This is a genomic window from Ancylobacter sp. FA202 (genome assembly GCF_000380205.1).
Taxonomy (GTDB): domain Bacteria; phylum Pseudomonadota; class Alphaproteobacteria; order Rhizobiales; family Xanthobacteraceae; genus Ancylobacter.
Window position 1 is genome coordinate 453,093 of the sequence record NZ_KB904818.1, and the last position, 19,214, is coordinate 472,306.

The 19,214-nt window shown below is 68.9% G+C and carries 9 protein-coding genes; all 9 read right to left on the minus strand.

Annotated elements, in window-relative coordinates; genetic code table 11:
- Positions 1-66 precede the first annotated feature (66 nt).
- A complete protein-coding gene (locus A3M1_RS0102050; protein WP_245261543.1) occupies positions 67-1,275 on the minus strand; it encodes a nucleotidyltransferase family protein in 1,209 nt (402 codons plus the stop codon).
- Between the two features lie 132 nt (positions 1,276-1,407).
- Positions 1,408-2,007, minus strand: a complete 600-nt coding sequence (locus A3M1_RS0102055) for a tail fiber protein (protein WP_026221090.1) — start codon at positions 2,005-2,007, stop codon at positions 1,408-1,410.
- Between the two features lie 40 nt (positions 2,008-2,047).
- Positions 2,048-2,980 carry a hypothetical protein gene (locus A3M1_RS0102060; RefSeq protein ID WP_018387288.1) on the minus strand — a complete coding sequence of 311 codons (933 nt, stop codon included), beginning with the start codon at positions 2,978-2,980 and terminating at the stop codon, positions 2,048-2,050.
- Positions 2,981-3,050: 70 nt separating this feature from the next.
- Positions 3,051-5,663, minus strand: a complete 2,613-nt coding sequence (locus A3M1_RS0102065; RefSeq protein ID WP_018387289.1) for a hypothetical protein — start codon at positions 5,661-5,663, stop codon at positions 3,051-3,053.
- A 14-nt stretch (positions 5,664-5,677) separates the two neighbouring features.
- Positions 5,678-9,313: a hypothetical protein gene (locus A3M1_RS0102070; RefSeq protein ID WP_018387290.1), complete on the minus strand. Its 3,636-nt coding sequence runs from the start codon at positions 9,311-9,313 to the stop codon at positions 5,678-5,680.
- Positions 9,310-11,316, minus strand: a complete 2,007-nt coding sequence (locus A3M1_RS0102075; protein ID WP_018387291.1) for a hypothetical protein — start codon at positions 11,314-11,316, stop codon at positions 9,310-9,312. Before A3M1_RS0102075 ends, A3M1_RS0102070 begins: the two co-directional genes overlap by 4 nt.
- A 2-nt stretch (positions 11,317-11,318) precedes the next feature.
- Positions 11,319-16,136 (minus strand): DUF6603 domain-containing protein, encoded by a 4,818-nt coding sequence (locus A3M1_RS0102080; RefSeq protein ID WP_018387292.1) that lies wholly within the window; start codon positions 16,134-16,136, stop codon positions 11,319-11,321.
- Positions 16,137-16,178: 42 nt separating this feature from the next.
- On the minus strand, positions 16,179-17,879 hold the full coding sequence (locus A3M1_RS0102085; RefSeq protein WP_245261544.1) for a C2 family cysteine protease: 1,701 nt from the start codon (positions 17,877-17,879) through the stop codon (positions 16,179-16,181).
- Positions 17,880-18,153: 274 nt separating this feature from the next.
- A complete protein-coding gene (locus A3M1_RS0102090; RefSeq protein WP_018387294.1) occupies positions 18,154-19,185 on the minus strand; it encodes a LysR family transcriptional regulator in 1,032 nt (343 codons plus the stop codon).
- Positions 19,186-19,214: the final 29 nt, after the last annotated feature.

The following is a 19,214-nucleotide window of genomic DNA, read 5'->3' on the forward strand; positions in this document are numbered from 1 at the left end:
TTTCGGAACCGGACGGCCTTACCGTAGCGATGCCGATGCTGCATCGCAACATCGTCGCGGGGGCGTTCAAACGCGGACCGTCCTGCGGCCCAGCCGGGTCGTGCCGCGCAGCAGCCGCCCGAACCAGAGCGGGGCGCGCAGCAGCGGGTAGAGGAAATACAGCCGGCGCGGCAGCGGCACGTCGAGCGCGTCCTGGCAGTTCACCGTCCAGCGCAGCACCTCGGCCATCACATGGCCGGGACCGCAGGCCAGGGCGTGCAACATCGGCAGCACCACCACCTGGCGGAGGGAGAATTGCGGGTATTCATCCTGGAGGTTGGCGACGCTGATGCGGTGCATCGCCTTCTGCAACGGCGCCTCGACGGGACGCGCCAGCGCCGCCGGCACCGGCAACCCGAACATCTCGCGGCACAGGCCGAAGGCGAGCAGGGCGGCAGGCCCGGCGCCCCGGCGCTCGGCATGGCGATAGAGGCGCAGCCGTTCCTCTTCCGGCAGCCCGGCCAACAGGGCGTGCAGATCGGCCAGCCATTTGAGGCGGAACCAGCCGCTGCGGACACCGTGCACGCAGAGATAGGCGAACTCGTCGTCGGGATGGAAGCCGCGAATGGCGACCCCGCCCAGGCTCTCGCGCTTTCCCGCACCCGCCAGAAGCGGTGCGAGCGGCAGCAGCCGGCGGTTCTCGGTGAGCCGCCAATGCGGCTCCAGTTGCACGCCGCACGCCGGATCGACCATGACCGCTTCAATCTGGAAGGCGCGCAGCGCGTCGATCTTGGCCGGGGTCAGCGGCGCCTGCGGAAAGACCGGCTGGTAGCCCTCGCCCGCGAGCAGCGCGAAGGTCGCCGCCAGATCGTCGGGCCGCACCAGGAAGTCGATGTCCTTGCCGTGCTTAACCGCCACCGACCCATAGGCCCGCTGGCCGACCAGCGCGCCCTTGAAGAAGACCGCCCCAATGCCGGCGGCGTCGAACGCCTTCTGCAGGCCGATGATGGCGGCCACCATGGCGAGGTTGGTGCGCGCCAGCCCCCCGGCCTTCTGCGCGATGGACTGGCGCACGTCGTCTGGCACAGAAGCCGCCTCGCGACCCAGCGCCAGATGAACGAGGCCGGCCACGCGGTGCCGGTCGACGAGGTGTAGGAAGGCGGGCCAATCCTCGACCCGGCCGGCCGGAGCGACGGACGCCCCTGCCCCGTGCCGCGCCGCCCGCGCGCACAGCTGGAGCAGCAGCGCAAAGGCTGGATCAGCCTTGCGCACGGCGTGCCTATACGTTCCGCTCATGCCCGCCCAATCGCTGCGTTGATGCGAGGCATCCGCCCCGCGCCGCATGCGATTATTTTCTACCGTCTCGCTCCGGGGGCTGTAAAGCCGCGCCAGTTCGCCTTCAGCGTGTCCTGCACCCGATGCGGGCGTCTACAGCTTCGTGATGAAATGCAGCGGCAGATAGGGCGGCAGGTGATCGGACGGCTTGGTTTCGCCGTTGACCGGATATTCCCCCGGAGTGATGACCTGGAAGTGCGTGCCGCCGGCCGAGCGGATCGGATCCAACTTGACCTTTGCCTCAAACGCATGCTGGTGACTGATTTTACCGCCCGGCTTGCCGAGGCCGAAAGAGCCGCCATCCGCCCCGACAGGGAACTTCGCCCGCATGTCCGGGGTGCCATGGCTGCCGTCGCACAGGGCCCAGCCGGCGGGCACATCCTTCGGGTCGCCCGCCCACATGATGATCGCGCCTTTCGGCATCATCCCCGGACCGGTAATGCCGCCCGCCGCCTCGATAGGCCCGGTGACAGCAAGGCCGCCGCTGACCTGCATGCCGCCGCTCGCCGTCACGGCCTGGGTGACGGTGAGCGGCCCGTTCACGGTGAGCGGGGTGTTGAGCGTGGTCTTGCCTTCGATGGTGATTTCCAGCGCCGGCTCGCTCTTGCCCTCGCAGGTGAGGCTGAGATTGCGGCCATCGACCTGGCTGACCCGGGTCAGGGTCCAGTTCGGCGTCACGGTCTGGTCGTTCATCGTGCGGCTCCTCGGGTGAGACTGGTGTGACCTAATCGCTTCAGGGCTTCGACCAGACCGGCTTGCCGTCGGCATCGTCGACACGGACCTTGCCGTCGTCCGTTACACGCAGCAGCACACCCTGATTGTTGGTATCCGAGGCGAAGACGGGTTCCGTGTCTTTGTTGTAAAAGACGAAGTTGCCGTCGGCCTGCATGACGGCCTTGGACCCCTCACGTTCAAACCCGCCCAGCATGATGCGCCAGAGCGGCGTGGCGCCCGCGTTGCCCCGCATGTCCAAGAGCTGGAGCTTGCGCCCCGTCGCGATTTTCAGGACATAGCGGCCGGACGGTGAGGAAATGCCCTCGCCCTCGTTGATGAACTGGTCATTGCGCAGATCCGCCCGCATGTTGGGGTCGGCGAGAATGTTGGCGCCGCGCCCGCCAAAGATGATGTAGGCCAGCGCATACCAGCGCAGCGGGAAATCAGCGGCGCCTGCCTGAGCGTTCGGAAGGACCTTGACCTTGGAGCCCTGGGGAGACCCACCCCGTCTCCCCGCCAGCTTGTACTCATTGGATCGGGAGTCCTGGCCGACGATGAATTGGCTGCGCAGGTCCGGAATGGGGTCGCCATTGGCCAGCCAGCCGCCGCCATTGCACAGGTACCAGCCGGCGGGCAGCTTCTTCGGATCACCCGACCACATGAGGATGGCGCCGACCGGCACCGCCCCCATGCCGACGAATCCCTGCTCCGCCGCGATGGTGCCGGTCGCCGAGGCCGAGCCGCTGACGGTGAGGCCGGCCTCGGCCGTGGCCGGCCCCTGCATGACCATGGCGCCGGCGACCGTCATCGACGTGTTGAAGGTGGCCTTGCCTTCGGGGGTGATCTCCACCTTGGGCGTGACTTCTCCATCGAGGGTCAGGCTCAGATTCTCGCCGTCGATCTGGTTGACCCGGGTGAGAGTCCATAGCGGGGTCACGGTGTCTTCGCTCATCTTCCTGCTCCTTGCCTTGGGAATGCCGGCCCTTGGGAATGCCGGGGGCGGCGATGGTCGGGCGATCGCCTCACGGGCCCGCCACCGCGACGGGCTCGACGCGAACCGTCACGCAGGGATCGGAGCTGACGGTGACGTCCCAGCTGCCCTTGCTCTTGTGTGCCTTCGAAACGCGGGTCTTGCCGTCGGCGGACACGCCGATGAGATCGAGGCCGCGATCGGGGTAGCGCAGCTCGTAGGTGCTCAGCACCATCGGCACCGGGGTGGTGACGCCCTTCACCGTGCAGTCGACCGTCTCTTTGGCGTCGCTGACCTTCGCCAGCACGGTGCGCCGATCGGTGCGCCAATTCAGCGCCTCGCGGCTGCGGACCGTCACCTTGGCGCCGAGCACCAGATAGGGAAGGCTGGCGGCGCGCCCGTTCTCGAAGTAATCGGCGACGAACAGGCGCGGGCTTTCCACCGGCAGGCTGAGCCTTTCGCCAGTGGCCTTCATCAGCCACAGGCGAGGCTCGCCGTCGCCGCGATAGGCGGCGACGCTGCCCTTGCCGCCAGCTTCGCCGAAGGCGCCGGGCTGCCACTGATTGGTCTGCGGGTTGTAGGCCACCCCTGCCCCGAACGCGACCAGCACCCCGCCGACATTGGTCATCGGCCCGTTCCCCAGCGTAGCGGCCTGCTCCTTGCCCAGGCTGCTCGCCGACGTGGGAAAATCGATCTCCACCCGCTCGCGCGCCGCCGCCAGCCGGACCGGGGAGCCGCTGGCCCGGGCCTCTTCCAGCCGTTGGACGCTGGCGGTGCTCGCCTCGTAGCGTGCCGTCTCGCCGCTGATCGCGTTCACCAGGAACAGCGCCGCATTGTCGACGCCGAAGCCGTCCACCAGGTGCCAGCCATAGCGCGGGCGCAGCTCGTCGGTGGCAAGCGCCGGCTCGGGCCGCCAGCCGGCCGTGCTGGCGCGGATGTCGCCCTCGGCGATCGAATAGGCCCGGATCGAGGAGCGGGGATTGAGATCGGTGCTGCGGTCGCGCGGGCCGATCTGCACCTGCACGATGATCCGCCCGCGCAGCATGCCCAGCTGATAGTCCCGCAGCTGGGTAGCGCCGGCATCGACCGGGCCATCGGCCAGGGTCACCGGGTAGCTCGCCAGCCCGGTCGCCGGCGACAGCAGCGTCAGCTCGGCATAGCCGGGACTGCCGGCGGCCGGCTTCTCGATCTGGACCAGCGCCGCCACGCGCTCGGCGTCGAAGGCGCGCACCGCCAGGCACGGGGCCTGCTCGATCGTCTGCCGGCCGGCGGCGGCGCCGGGACCGCGCGCCTCCGGGCGATCGCCAAGGGTGATGGGCACGCGCGAAAAATCCGGGAACGGGTCGTTGACCTTGCCGACACTGTCCGCGCCGATGCCGCCGCCGGCGCCGACATCAGAGAGGAACAGGCCCTTCTCGCTGCACAGCACCAGCCGGCCGCCGGCATAGGCCATGCCGCGCAATGGCCCGGTATCGAGCGCCGAACGCCCGGCGACCTGCCAGCGCTCGATATCGAAGGAGTGCTCGAGGGTTTCCTCGCCATAGTGCAGCCGTACCGCCGTATCCACGCCGTCCAGGTTCTGCGCCACGGTAAAGCTCATCTCGCCAGACGTCGTCTGGCTCGAGGAGGCGGGCAGCCGCTGTAGGCGCCGTTTGCCATTGGCATCGGTCCAGGACAGCACCGGCTCGCGCCGGTCGTCGACCGGCAATTCGCGGATGTGCCAGCGCGCCCGAACCTTGCCGCCGGGCAGAACCGAGGGCGGGGTCAGCGTCAGATTGGCGAACTGGTCGAAGCGCAGGACAGCGAGGCTGACCGTCTTGGTGACGACGGCGCTGACGCGGCTATCCGCCTTGCCGGTGAGTTCCGCCGTCAGCTGGTAGGTGGCGTTCCCCAGCGCCAGCACCTTCTTCGAGCCCGCACACACGCCGTCAATGGGCTTGATCGCCAGAACCGGCTGGCGAAAATCGATCGGACCGCTCAACGTCGCCTGGACGCAGTCCGCCACTTTCCAGGTCAGGGTGACGGTGGCGCCCATCGCCAGCGCGTTCGGCGCGGCGACATCGACGCCGAACTCGACCTTGGCCTCGGCATCGACCACGGCAGGCTGCTGCACCGGCGCCTCGACCGGCAGGGGGGCCGACAACGTGTCGATGCTGTCGCCGGCGCTGACCTGCAGGGCGAGGGATTTGTCGCCCACGCGCAGCGGCAGGAAGATGCGCAGCGCCGTGTTGACCGGGCTCACGGTCGAGGCGTCGCTCTGGTTGAGATTGTAGTTGGCGATGCCGATGCGGAGCTTTTTCGGATCGGCACCGTCGCTGCGCATCAGGAACCAGGGCGGGTCGCCCACGGGGTCGCGCAGCACCCCCTTCACCGAACCGATATCCTGCCAGAGGTCATCGGACTGTTCGCGGATGAGGTCGTCGGCGAGGCTGTCGCGATCGAGCAGGATCTGCACCACCCGCGGGCCACTTGCCCCCTCGCCACCGAGCCTGGGCGCAACGACCATTTGCAGCGTGGGCGGCGTGCCGGGCACCACCCGCGCCTCGATCAGCGGCGGCGGGAGGGGGGCCGGACTCTGCGCGGTGGCGGGCGCGCCTCCAAGGCTGGGAAGGGCCGCCAGCAGGGCGGCGGCCAGCAGGGTGGAGAACCTTGTGCGATATGTCATCCCGATCCCCGTTTTCAGGCCTCTGGCACGGTCTTCACCGGCGCTTGCGAGCGGCGCAGGATCAACCAGCCCTCGCCCGCCGAGGGCGCCGCGCCGTCAAAGCGCGGTTCGATTCCGAGCGCGGCCACCGCCGAGAGCGTGCCCACGGGCTCGCGCAGTTCCCACGTCCCGCCCGTGCTGGCCGGCGGCGGCAGGACCGGCAGCGCGCCGTGAAACAGCACCGGCCCGACGCTGAAGCCGATCTCCAGCCGGGCCAGCCCGTCCCGCACCTCGTCGACGGGCAGGCTCACCGCGTGCGCCGGCAGCACGCCGCAGGCGACTTCCACCGAGGCCGACGGGTCCATGAGCAGCACCAGCTCGCTGGCAGTGGCGAAACCCGCCTGCGGCGCCGGCGCCCCTTCGAGCCCGGCGAAGGCGGCAAAGGCCAGCCCCTGCGCATGGCCGACAAGCCCGTCCTGCGGGTCCCGCCGGTTGCCGAGGCGCAGCGGCAGGCTGAGCGCGCCGGCGGCCTTCCCCGGCGTGCCGCGAACGGACTGCAGCCGCGCCTGCGCCACCACCACCGCCAGCGGCCGGCCGATCAGCATCTGCTCGGGGGCGGCCTCGCGCGCCCGAATGGTGGGGAGCGCCTCCTCCACCGTCGCCAGCATCCGCGCCAGCCGGTCGGCACCCTCGGCCGGGTCCGCCAGCCACGCCACCAGATGGGCGAGCACCGGATCGCCAATGCCGGCCGGGGCGACGGGTGCGGCCTCGGCAAGGCTGCGCCAGACAACGCGCCCGGGCCCGCCCGGCCCGGCGGGCAAAAGCGCCAGCTCGCCCAGCAGCCGCCCATCGCCGGCGCAGACAACAAGCGCATGGTCCAGCCGGTTGAGATAGACCCAGCCGCGGATCGACGTCTGCGGCCCGACAAAGGAAACATCGAGCCGCGCGCCCTCGGTCAGGCGGGGCGGCCGGGCGAAGGGCCCGCACTGGGTGTCGTCCACGCTGGCGCCGAGGCGCAGGCGCGAGCGCGGATGCGGCTGCGCCCGTGTCCCGGGCCGGGCGATCGGCTCGGCCCATTGGCCGAAATCGTCCACCACCCACAGATGGTCGAGGCGGAACCAGCCGGCTTCGAGCGCAGGCGCCTCGCCCGGCGCGGCGGGCAGCGGCGGCAGCGGCGCCGGCATGGCGACGCGCAGGCCGGCGGCGAGCCGCGCCAGCGCGCTGGTTCCGGCCTGCAGCCGCTGGTCGGTCGCCGGGGTGAGCCAGGGCAGCGTGGCATCGGGCCGGGGCGTCAGCGCCTGGGCGTTGAGGCGGCGCACGCTCGCTCCCAGCCCGGCGAGTTCCTGGCCGACCAGCGGCGTGCGGGTCAGGGTGGTGAAGTCGCCATTGTTCAGGTTTGCCTCAGCGATCGAGGCGTTGAGCGCGGTCGTGATGAAGCCGCCATCCATCGGCGCCATCAGGCTGCGGCCCTTGACCCCCGAAGGCGCCTCGCGTCCGGCCGCCGGCACGCCGTCCGGCTGTCGATAGTCGTAATGCAGCGCCTGCTGGCCAAGGGGGAAGGACCAGTCCTTCAGCCCGGCGGGGCTGGCGTGCCAGTTCACGTTCCAGTCGATATAGAGCGGCGACCAGGGCTGCTGGCCCCAGACCGCGACCAGCGTCTCGGGAAGAACCGCGCGGCCATCGGCGCCGGCCAGAGTGAGCGAAACGCCCGCCGCCCCGGAGCGGAAGCGCTCCTGCAGCGCGTTCTTCCACTGCTCCCATTCGATCTGACCGGCAAAGGGCGCGGCGTCGGCAAAGGCGCGCGCGGCGACCGCCTGCTCCATCAGCGCCGCCTCGCGCAGCAGGTCGGCAAGGGCGCCGGCCTGCGGCATCGCCTTGGCGGTGAGGGTTGTCGCCAGCGCGGTCAGTGCCTCCGAGGGAAAGGCGGCGCGCTCGGCCGCAACAGGCGCGGTGGCGACGAGGCCTGCCGACGTACGGCAGGGCAGCTTTTCCGGCAGCGCCCGCCGGCTGGCGCCGGGCATTCCGGCCAGCATCACCACCGGGTCCGCCACCACCCAGAAGGGCGGCTCGGGCGCGGCATTGAGCTCCCACCCCTTGGGCAGGTCGGCCTTGAGAGCGGCAACGGAGGCGGCAAGAGTGGTGGCGGCGGCCGAGGCCGTCTCCACCGCCTGGGCGAAGGCGTCGAGATCGGCCTGCAGCCCGGCCAGCGGGTCCGGCTGCGCGTTGAGGCGCAGCGTGCCGGTCCGCACCGCGACGATGCGCTCGCGCCAGGCCATGCGCAGCGTATTCCCCCGCGTGACCAGCGCGCGCACCTCGTCATTCAGCGCCGATTGCCGCCCGTTGAGCCGGGCCAGTTCCTGTCTCTGCGCCGCCGTCGGCGCCGGGCCCTTGTCCGCCGCGTCGGTGCTCTGCACCAGATGGTGCAGCACCCCGGCATCGAGCGAGGTGAAGCCGAGCGGATGGTCGAGCCGCCGGCGCGTGGAGGTATCGAGCCCGGCGGGGTCGGCCGCCCCCAGCAGGTGCCCCTCCAGCACCGCCCATTTCGGCCGGTCGTCCGGCGAGAACTCGTCCTTCCACCACTGGTCCGACACCAGCGCCGCCAGCGCCGCCGGCGCCGAGGTGCCGAGCCCCACCTCCAGCCGCGCCTCCGGCGGTGCCAGGCCGCCATGGGCGGGCGGCGACTGAGGGTAGCCGAGCAGCGGCCCGCGATAGCGCTCCGCGTCCCAGAAATTGATATGGGCGGTCACACCGTGGAACAGGCAGGGGCCCGGCGTCTCAGGCAAGCCGGGCGGCATCGCCCAGCCCAGATGCGCCAGCACAGCCGCAAGGTCGGCCGGCCGGCCGGCCGCGTCCTTCAGCGTCAGTGGCAGGGCCACCAGCGGATCGGCGCCGGGCGTGCGATACCAGCCGACCACCGCATAGCTGACGCAGGCCAGCGGCAGCTTGTCCTGCCCGTCGCGCAGATCGGCGAGCCCATCGTGCCAGGACAGAATATTGCGGTTCTCCGCCAGCGAGGTGGAGAAGGTTGGCGAGCCGGTCCAGGGGGTGCCGAGCGCGGTCAGCGTGGTGTGCGCCATCTGCGCCTGTTGCGCGGCGTCATACGTCTCCAGCGGGCGGGCGATCCCGACCGGCGTCGCCGTCAGTTCCGGCGGTGCGGAAGCGGTCTTGCCTGGCATCGCCACCGGCAGGCTGGCCGAGGTGGCGTCGCCGGGATAGGCCGACCCGTCGATCACCCACGCCTTGAGCTCAACCTCGCGGCGGGAGGCCGCGCGGCGCAACAGGCGCACAATCAGCCACTGTTCCGGCAAGGCGGGAAAGCTCAGGCTGTTCTCGGCCAACGATTTGCGCAGGCCGGCGGGAACGAGCCAGCGCAGATAGACGCCGCGATCGGCCTTTTTCGGGCGCTCGCTTTCGCGCAGAGCCAGCCGCTCGCCCGCCTCCGGCACCGCGCCCAGAAAGGGCGTGAGCTTGGGATCGACGAGGGTGCGCAGGCCGGGAACATAATTGGCGCGCGTGGCCTTCCAGCGCAGCGAGGCGCCGCGTTCGGCGGTGTGCCGCGCCAGCAGCAGCTCGCCGCTCGGGCTGGCGTCCCCCTCGATCACCAGCGCTTCGAGCTGGATCGGCACCAGCAGCGGGGTGGCCGCCTTCGCGGCGGTCTCGGCAGCGCTCACCGCGTGATCTCCCAAACAAAGTTCTGGATGCTGCCGCTGCTCAGCGCGCCAGCGGCGAAAGCGGCGGCGGAAAGCGGGTCCGGCGGGGACCCGGACGCCGCGGCGGGCTGCAGGCGGGTAAGGCCCAGCGCGCTCTCCGCCCGCAACCGCTCCAGCGGGCCGAACAGGCCGCGCGCATCCGGTTCCGGCACGTTGGCGCGCGGCTCCGGCAGGCGGAAGGCCAGCCCTTCGGGCGGCTCCTTGAGCGTCAGCCGGGCGATCTGTCCCTCGGTGATGCCCAACAGCACATCCGGCGCCAGCCGCTCCAGCCGCAGCGGACGGGCGCTCTCCGGCGTCGAAGTGACGACCGTCTCCAGCCCCGGCCAGTCCGACACCAGGGTCGAGCGCAGCAGGAAGCCGGTGCGCGGCCGGTCAAGAAGCTCGCCTTTGGGATCAAGCTCGGCCGCCGCGCCCGCTGCGCAACGCTCCATCAGCTGCGACAGGAGGCGGCGCATGGACGGCCCGGCGCGGGTCGCTTCGCGGGCCGCGCTGCCGCTGAGGCTGAGCGCGCCATTGGCCAGCGCCAGCAGCCAGTTGGCGTCGAGATGGAAGAACCGCAGGCTGGAGACGGGAAGCAGCGCCTCGCCCGCCACCAGATAGGGGAAGGGAACGCCTTCCAGCAGCATCAGGCCCTTGAGCCAGCCGATCATCTTCAGGGCGGCGTGGAAGCTGTCGGGCGGCTCGGCCCCGGTGTCGGCGGCGGGTGAGGGAGCGGGCGCGCCCCATTCCCGCCGGATCGCCAGCAGGTGGTTGCGCATGAAGATGTCGAGCCGGAACGCCACCTCGCGCGGGCCGGCGTCCTCGGTGATGAAGGCCCTTGTGGCGGCCAGGAAGCCCGGCGAGGCCAGCGCCATCAGCCGCCCCAGCTGCCAGGCGGCGGCGTAGGACAGGGTGAGAGCGCCATCCTCGGGCGAGACGATCAGCGCGGCGTCGGCATGGGCGAATTCGTCGACCGGCAGCGGCGCCACCGGCGCCGGGGCGAAGGGGCCGCGATACCAGGCCAGCCGCGCGCCGCCCTCGCCCCGCCGGCAGGGCAGCGGCGTGTGCCCGGCGGCGAGCGGGCGGGCCAGCGCCTCCGGCGTGCCGGGTGGGCTCTGGGTGCGCAGCGTGTCGGTGCCGAGGCGTCGGGCGAGGCCGGAAAAGCTGTGGGAGAAGCCGGGATCATGGGTGAAGCGCCAGCGCGCCAGAACCACCAGCCGCAGGCGGGCCGGTCCTTCCGGCAGCGTTCCCTCGACCAGTTCCTCCCAGCCTTCCAGCGACACCAGGAAGGCGAGATTGGCTCCGGGCGCGGGAATCCGGCGGGCGCACACGACGGGAAACTCACCCGCCCCGTGCATCGCCTCGCGCGGCTTGTCGCTCATGCCGACCTGGCGCACATGCGCCAGCAGCGGCAGATCCGCCGCCGACGGGCACAGGGCACGGGCGAGATCGCGCTCCAGGTCGATCACGCTGGCGCGCTGAGTGCCGGCGTCATTATCGGGCTCGGCGTCGAGCTTGGGCAGCAGCACCTTGCCGTCGGCGCTGCGGCGGCCGGCGGCGATCAGCGCCTCGGGCGCGACGAGTTGCACCGCCGCCTCGCCGCCCTGCGCCTGGAATTCGGCCTCGGTGAGCAGGAGAAGCGCCATCCACGGCGCCCGCGCCGCGCCGCCCAACGCCAGCTGGCGCTCCCAGGGCAGGGCCCGCTTGCGCAGCACGATATTGGGAACGTGCCGACCGAAATCGCCCATCCCCCCGACGGAGGGGTAGCGGGCCTGGATGTCGTTCTCGTCGAGGAAGAAGCGGGGGCCGCGCACAAGGAAGGCGTCGTCGCGGTAATAATGATGTGCCTTCGCCGTCCCGCCCGGGTCGGGATAGGCCAGCGACTGCTGCACCAGCACGCGGTGGCTGCCGGCCGTGAGGGCCGGGTGATAGGCGTCGTAGAGTTCGACCTTGAGGGCGTCGGGCGGGGCGCCGGCATTGGGCATGATTATGCTCCTTGGCTCCAGCTGCGGCTCATCGGCGGAGCGCGGAAGGGACGCGCCGCGCCCTCCCCGGCGCCCAGCGCGATGGGAAATCCGAGCCCGCCCAGCGCCGTGACCAGCTCGGCCTGGCGGGCGTCCTGCGCCGTTGCCACGTCTCGCGCGGCCACGTCTCGCGCGGCCACGTCTCGCGCGGCCACGTCTCGCGCGGCCACGTCTCGCACGGCGCCTGTCGCGGCGGGGGCCTGCACGGCCGGGTCGCGGACGGACCCCTCGCGGAAAATCAGGTCGCTCTCTCGGTGGCGGGCGATGTCCACCACCGTGCCCTTGCCACGACGCTGGCCGGCGGGGGGGCGCAGGCGGGCGAGGCCGGTGAGATAGGCGCCGGTCATCTTGGCGGCGGGCGCCTTGTCGGGGGGCTGCCGGTCCCAAAGGGCGGCCGGCATGCCCTGGCGCTCGGGCTCGCTCTCCCAGCCGGCGAGATCGACCGGCTCGGTGCCGCCGCCGGCAAGATCCTTGACGATGGCGATGGTTAGCGTGCTCTCCGCCGCGGTGATCCCCAGCGGGACGATGCCGAAATTGGCGCTCTCGGCGGCATGGCGGCCAGCCGTCCCCGTCAGAACCAGCGGCTCGGCCAGCGCGAGAGGGCGGCCGCTGCGTCCCTTCGCCGGCACCGCACCCTTCACGGTGCCGAAGGCGAGCGTGGTGGCTGGAAGGATCGACGCCACCGAGAGCACCAGCTCGTCGCCGCGCACCAGCCACGGGCCGATCGGCGGCTTGTCGCCCGGCTGCGACAGCCGCCCGCCGACCAGCGCCGCCCCGCAAATGGCCGGCGCTTCCACCGGCGCACCGGCGGCGGGTATCGCCTGCCAATGTGTGCTGGCCTTGTCGAGGAACAGCGCGCCGAACTGCGCCCAGCTGCGGATTTCGCTGGTGGCCTTGGTGCCGCCAAAAGCGATCTCAAAGGACAGCACCGAGATTTTGACCCTCACCCGCCCGGCAAAGGGCGGCCCCCACAGGCTGAGCTGAACGTCGAGGCTGAGATTGATCGAGAACAGCCACAGATCGGCTTCGATGCGGATCGAGATGCCGGCATCCAGGCTGTATTCCAGCGGCGCCCAGCAGATCAGAAAATCGATGGCGGCGACGAACCATGCCTTGATGCGGCTATGGACGAAGGACGCTTCGAAACGCCCTCCGGCCATGAGATGCGACGGCGTGAGCGCGCAATAGAGCTCGCCCTTCAGGGTAAGTTCGTTGGTCACCGCCCAGTTGAGGCCGAGGCGCGGCACGGCGGGATAATGCGCCGGTGGCTTGAAGGCGCGGTGATAGCCGCCAATGGTGAGCACGAAATCGCCCTTGCGGGCACCGGCGAACCACACGCCCAGCGCGAAGCCGCCGGTGAGCCGGCAGGACGGGTCCAGCACCCAGGAATTGGCGGTCAGCTCGGCCTGCAGCAGGAACACGCCCTCGTCCGGCCGCAAGGTCATCTTGATCGCGAGTTCGACCCGGCAGAGTTTCTGGTCGCCGACCGACTTCTCGAAGCGAGCGAGGCCCAGCAGCGAGAACTCGACATCCTTGCCGAACTGGGCGATGGCCAGCGCGAAGGCGTCGATCGTCTCGGCAATGGTGAAGCGCAGCCCCAGCGCGGCGAACATCTGGCCTTCGTCGAAGGGCAGATGCTTTTCCAGCGTGGCCAGCATATCGCCCGCCGAGGGCTTGTCCGCGTCGGGTGCGCTCTCCTTCATCGCCAGCGCCACCAGCGGGAAGTCCGCCACCGCGCCGATGTCAGGCACGACCACCCGGCGGTTATAGCCGAAGCCGAGCGCCAGGCCGGTCAACGTGATCGCGCCCAGCTTAATGCCGGCGCCGCCGGTGAGGCTCAGCGTTCCATAGATGAACAGGGAGGTGGAAGAGCCACCTCTGGGACGCGGATAGGTGCCATACAGGCCGACGACGCCGATCGACATTTTCGGCAGCTGGACGCTGAGCTGGCCGCCATAGACGGTTTCCGACATCTGCAGGAAGCCGCCCTCGACCGACACCGAGCCGCGCTTGAAGCTGAGGCTCATGCCCCTCAGCCGACCGCGTGGCGCGGTGAGCGCGCCGAGGTTGACGGTGACGCCGGCGTCGATCAGTTCCAGCTGCACGCCCGACAGGCTGATCCGGCCCGCCAGCGCCGCGGAAACCTCCCAGCTCCCGCCCGCCTGCCGCACCCCGTAGCCGAGCTTGGCCAGGTGCAGCGGGCCGCAATCGCGCTGGATCGTCAGCCAGTTGAGATTGTCCGCCGGCTTGTCTTCCGGCGCGGCGGGAGCCGGCGCCTTCTCGCCGGCCTCGCCCTTTGCAGGCGTTTGGGCCTTGGCGGCGGCTGCGACCTTGGCGGGCGCTTCGCCCTTTCCGGCCTTGGCGTCCCGATTGCCGGCGCCGGGCGCCGGCAGTGCGTGCGGCGCCTCGCCGGCCCCTTTGGTCGGGGCCTTCTCCTTCGGCTGCGGATAGACGATCGGCTTCTCGTAATCGAGCAGCCGCAGCGTGCCGGTCAGCGACAGCTTGCCCGTCACCTCTGTCGGCGGGGCAAACGTCTCCGTCGGCAGGTTCTTGAACAACTCGGCGATGGCGGTTTCCTCAAGCGTGGAGAGCACGCCGACCCGCAGCGCATCGATGCCGATCTCCTTCTTGCCCCCGCTCTTGGCGAAGGCATCGGCGGCCGAGCCGATCACCCCGCCGACAACCGGCAGGCTGCGGAAGTCGATCGTCGCCGGACCCATTCTGAGGCTGTAGTCCCAGCCGGCCTTTGCCCCCGACAGCTGGCGCGCCGCCACCAGAGTGAGGCGGAAATCGCCGTCCTTGGTCTTGAACGCGAAACTGAGCGCGATGCGGGTGCCCTCGGCCCCGAGCCGCAGGGCGCCGTCAATCCGGGTGACGGTGAGGCTGCCGTCCTGAAAGGGTGGCTCGAAGCCGATTTCCGCCGCCAGCGGCCGAAGCGCCCGGCCGAGATCGAAGCTGGTCCTGGCGCTGACGGAGAAGTTCCACGTCCCCTCGGCGTAGATAAGCTTCAGGTCCACCTCGGTGGTGTCGAAGCGCAGCTGGCCTTCGGCCGTAAGATCCAATTTCCCGGCATAGGTGACGTCAAGCTTGGCCAGCTTCGCCTTCAGCCCGGCAATGGTGAATTCCGAATCCGATTCAGCCTTGAAGGAGAACTCGGTCTCCTTGCCGAGCGTGAGCGCGACCTCGAAGTCCTTGATCTCCGCCGCCGCCAGTTCCTCCGGAGCCTCGATCTGCAGCAGATCGGCGGCAATGGCACCGATCGGCAGGCGGGGGATCGTCACCTTTCCCCTCAACCCGTTGTCGATGTTGATCGAGACGTCGGCCTCGACATCGCCGACGACCAGCGAGCCCTCCAGCGCCGCGTTGACGCTCCCGCCCCCAGACTTGCCGATCTCGAAGCGGACATCGCCGATCAGCAGCGAGCCTTTGCCGATCCGGTACTCGAGAAAGCCGATGGTGATGACCGAGAAGGTATAGTCCTTCGTCCGCGTGTTCGCGCTGATCACCAGGTCGATCAACCGCAGGCTTTCGCGCCCCTCCACCTTGGCGACCTTGCCGGCGATGTCCTCCGGCAGGACGACCTTGCTGCCCTCGACCAGCGTGGCACGGAAGCTGCCCTCGGGCAGGGAAAGCGTCGTCTCGAAGGCAAGCGCCTCCTTCCCACTGCCGATCTCGCCCCGGCCGGTCAGCTCGATATCGAAGGTGAATTCCCCGCCGCTGGAGGTGCCGGCGACGTACAGGCTGGGGGTGATGCGGATCAGATCGAGGAGGGGGAAGGCTTCGCTGTATTTCAGCCAGAGGGCGAACCGCGCGCCGTCCAACCCGTCCATCGGGGTGGACACTTCCAGGCGTTGCAGGCCGGGAACCACCTTGTCCATGGTGCTGAACGTGCCGCTGAGCGTCTTGCCCAGCTCGGGGGCGAGGCTCTTGATCAGTGCCCCCGCCTTGATCAGGTCCGGCGCCTCCGCCGTGAGAGCGAGCTGCCGGGAGCCGGCATTCACCTCGATCGAGGTCGCCAGCTTCTGCTGGTCGAGCGTAATGGCGCCGTGCAGCGCCAGCGAGAAGGGCGGCGTGCCGTTGCCCGCCCCCACCCCTTCCGCCCCGATGCTGGCGCGGAGAAGCGCGATGTTCAAACGCCCGTCCAGCAGTTCCAGCGGCGGAACCGACAGGGCGGTGCTAACCTCGATCCGGTAGCCCTGCGGAAGCTTGCCGACATTGCCGGCCACGCGCACGCTGCCGTCGAGGCCGAAGCGCTTGCGCAGCGCGGCGTCGAACTCCGGCAGCAGGCTCGCCTCGCCGGTGAAATTAATGCCTCCGCGCAGCGGCGCCAGATCGTGCGGCCAGTCCGCCTGCAGCGCCCGCGCCGTGTCCGCGACGAGGGTGCGGTCCTTGGTGCTGACCGTGCCGGCAACGGATTGGATGGCGGCGAAGTCATAGGAGGAATAGCAAAGCTGTGCGGCACGCAGGCCCAGCGCCTTGTCGATGGCGGCCTGCGCGGGTTTGAGCGCGGCATACGCGTCGCCCGGACGCCACACCTCGCGCGTTTCGCGGGAAGCGACGACCACGCGCGTGGCGGTGGTGCGCGCACCGCCCTCGGCATAGACCGGCAGCTCGAATTGCAGCGCGGAGACGGCGCCACCGCTCTCGCCAAGCGCGGCCAGCCAGAGATCGAGCTGCGCGCAGCCATGCTCCGTCAACCCCAGCGCGTCGAACCGTTCCGGGTCGATCTTCGACAGTGGAATGACGCTGTCCGCCTTCACCCCCTCATTGCCGCCGGCCATGGCGTCGCCCTTTGCTGAACACGTCACATTGCGAAAAGCCGCTCAGATGCCGAGCTGGACCTGATCGAAGAATTTGGTGATGTCGGAGAGTTCGACGGGGAAGGCGGCGCTCTGGCGCGTCTGCTGCGACGCGCGGGCCTGCAATTGGGCGGCCTGGCTCTTCAGTCCCTGCCCCTGCAGTTCCAGGATTTTGAGCGTGCTTTCGGGCAGGTTTTTCAGATCCTGCACCGGACTCGCCGACAGGGACTTCACGATGTCGACGCCGCCCACATTTTCGAGCTTGAACTTGTACCCGCGAACATATTCATTCCACGGGTTTCGCAAGAGAAGAAAGCGAATCTCGACATTACCTGTTGGACGCTTGACCTTTATTGTCGATGTACCGGATATTTCGTAGGCATGACCTGGAACTAGCCCTTTGCGTTTGCCTTCGTGTACTTGGGCCTTGGAGATGAAATCATAGACATGCACGATGTCGCGGGTAGACGTGAACGCCGCCTTAGGTGGTTTCGCGGCGCAGGCCGCGTGCACGCGCGTGAAGAGTGCCTCATGGTAATCCGTGTATTCGCCCGTGCCCCGCTTGCCCGGAAAGGATTTCCTGACAAAATCCAGAAGCAACTTGCCGAAATCGATATCCTTCATTCCGCTCGCGGCAAGAGATACGGGCATCCGGGCAATCCGCGTGAGATAGGGCCGGATGTCGGTGCTCCGCACCTCCCGCATCAGCTTCTTTTTCTTGTCGAGCATGTCGATCAGGTTGTCGACGACGGAGCGATTGGCCAACCGCGAGTCCGCGATGTGCTGCTTGATCGCGGCTCGCACGTCGATGTCGTTCACCGGCACGGCGGGAACCGCGAGGGAGGTCGTCAGGCCCGGCACCGTGAGGCCCAACACGCCAATGAACCGATCGAACGTTGCGTCCCAGGACTCGGCGAACGGATTTGCCCGCGTCTCGTCGAGGACGAAGCGGAGCAGCGCGCTGCGATAGTCCCTCATATCCATCCATACCCTGCCCTTCGGGCCGGGAACGTCTATGTCGGCCGTCGCATCGTCTGTCTTTTCGCCCGTGAGATGTTGGTAGGCGCGCCCGCAATTGCCGCCTTCCAGCGCCTCGACATAGTCAACGGCATACCGCCTGTCCGGCTCCGGCGCGGGAGAGGTTGCGTCGGCGAACGGCCAGTGCGGCGCCGCCGGCTGCGGCTTGGTCGGATCGGGAATCTTGATCTGGTTCTGCCTCAGCAGAGGTTGCAAATAATAGGCCCGAAAGAAAGCGTAGGCCTTTTCGATGAAATAGGGCCAGAGCGCGCTGTGGCCTTGCATATCGACGACCTTTTTGCCGTCGACCCTCTTCAGTATCGTGCGCTGAACTTGGACGATGACCGGTACTATCGCGCCGGCATTCTCCCCATAGAAGCGTACATGCACATGATCCGCGGTGCTTCCTATCATGTTGTAGAAGAAATTCGGATTCTTTACGCGGATCATCGAGTTTATGGCCGACAGAAGATAACAATCGCCGATACGCTCCTGCTTTACATCCATGAAATCGGGCGTGTACTTAAAAATCGGAAGAGATACCGGTAGGTATCTGTATTTGTCGCTCGGTGGCGGAAGGTGCGCGTCGTTGAATGTATGAAAATCCCAGTGAACGAGAGGGGCCTTGACGGGTTGCGCCGGAGCGGGTTGCGCGGGGAAGGCCAGCCGACCGTTCCTGTTCGCAAGGCTCACATTCTGCCGCACCATCCACCGCCCCCGCGCTCCGGCCACGACAGGTAGGTTGGCACCTTAAGGTTGTATCGTCAATAAGTGCAATCAGAGATTCTAAGCCGCCCGCCCCGCCCCGTAGACGGCACGCGCGTCACCGCAGGCCATTGAAATAAAAGCAACTATTCCATCTGACTCAGGCCGTCGCGCCGCGAACGGACCGAAGCGCCACCAAAAGAAATGCAACCATTGCGAGCAGGGGAGCCACATCGAAGAGCTCAGCCTCAGGGCCCGCCCGGCGCGGCCAGCGCCCTTACGCACCGGCATAGGCGGGCGCTTTGGCGGTGGAGAGCACGCGAAACACGCCATCCCGGTCCACCACCGTGCCGCAGCCGGTGGCAAAGTCCGGCCGGGGCAGCAGCCGACTCTGGCCGAGTTCCATATGCACGTCGATCAGGCAGTCGACGAACTGGCGCGCCAGCTTGAAGTCGGCGGCGGCGGGGCCCATCATCGCGGTGATCGGGTTGACGATCCGCACCCGGTCCGGCCGCAGCGCGCGGAGCGCGCCGCTTGCGATCAGCGGCTGCGCCGTGTGGTCGAGCACATAGCCGATATTGCGCCCCGACAGGATCAGCGCCAGCTGCGACTGGATGCCGAGGCCGATGTCGCCGCAGGTGTCGGCGCGGCGTGCACGCTCGGGATGGTAATATTCGAGATGCCCCCGGCTGCAATAGGCGGCGGTTTCGATGTCCGCCATCGTCAGTTCCTCCTCCGGAATGGCGAAGAGCGGATGCCGGTGGCCGCAGCACATGAAGCCCTGCTCGTCGAACAGGTGCTCATAGGTCAATTGGGCGTAGTGCTCGTTCACCAGGCCGATGCCGACATGCAGCATGCCGTCCGCCACCCGCCCGGCAAGCTGGAAGCCGAGCATGACCTCCATGCGGAAGCGGACATTGGGGTAATAGTCGGAAAAGCGGCGAATGGCGTCGTGCAGGCGCGCGGAGGGGTTCTCGACAATGCCGTCCTGAATGCCGATGGAGAGCTCGTAGACGGTGTTCTGGTTGATGTTCGAGGCCTTCTGCTTGAAGGCCTCCACCGAGGCGAACAGCTCCTTGGCCGCCTTGTAGACCACCTCGCCCTCGCGGAAGAGCTTGAAGCCCTTCGGCCCGCGCCGGCACAGCCGCGTGCCGAGGCGGATCTCCAGCGATTTCAGGTTCTCGCTGAGGGTGGATTGCGACAGGTTGAGCGCCGCCTGCGCGGCGGTGAAGCTTCTCTCCTCGACGATGGTGCAGAAGCAGCGCAGCAGCTTCAGGTCGATATCGTAGATCTGGCTGATGTGCGACATGGCTAGGCCTCGCTCCGTGTCGATAATGC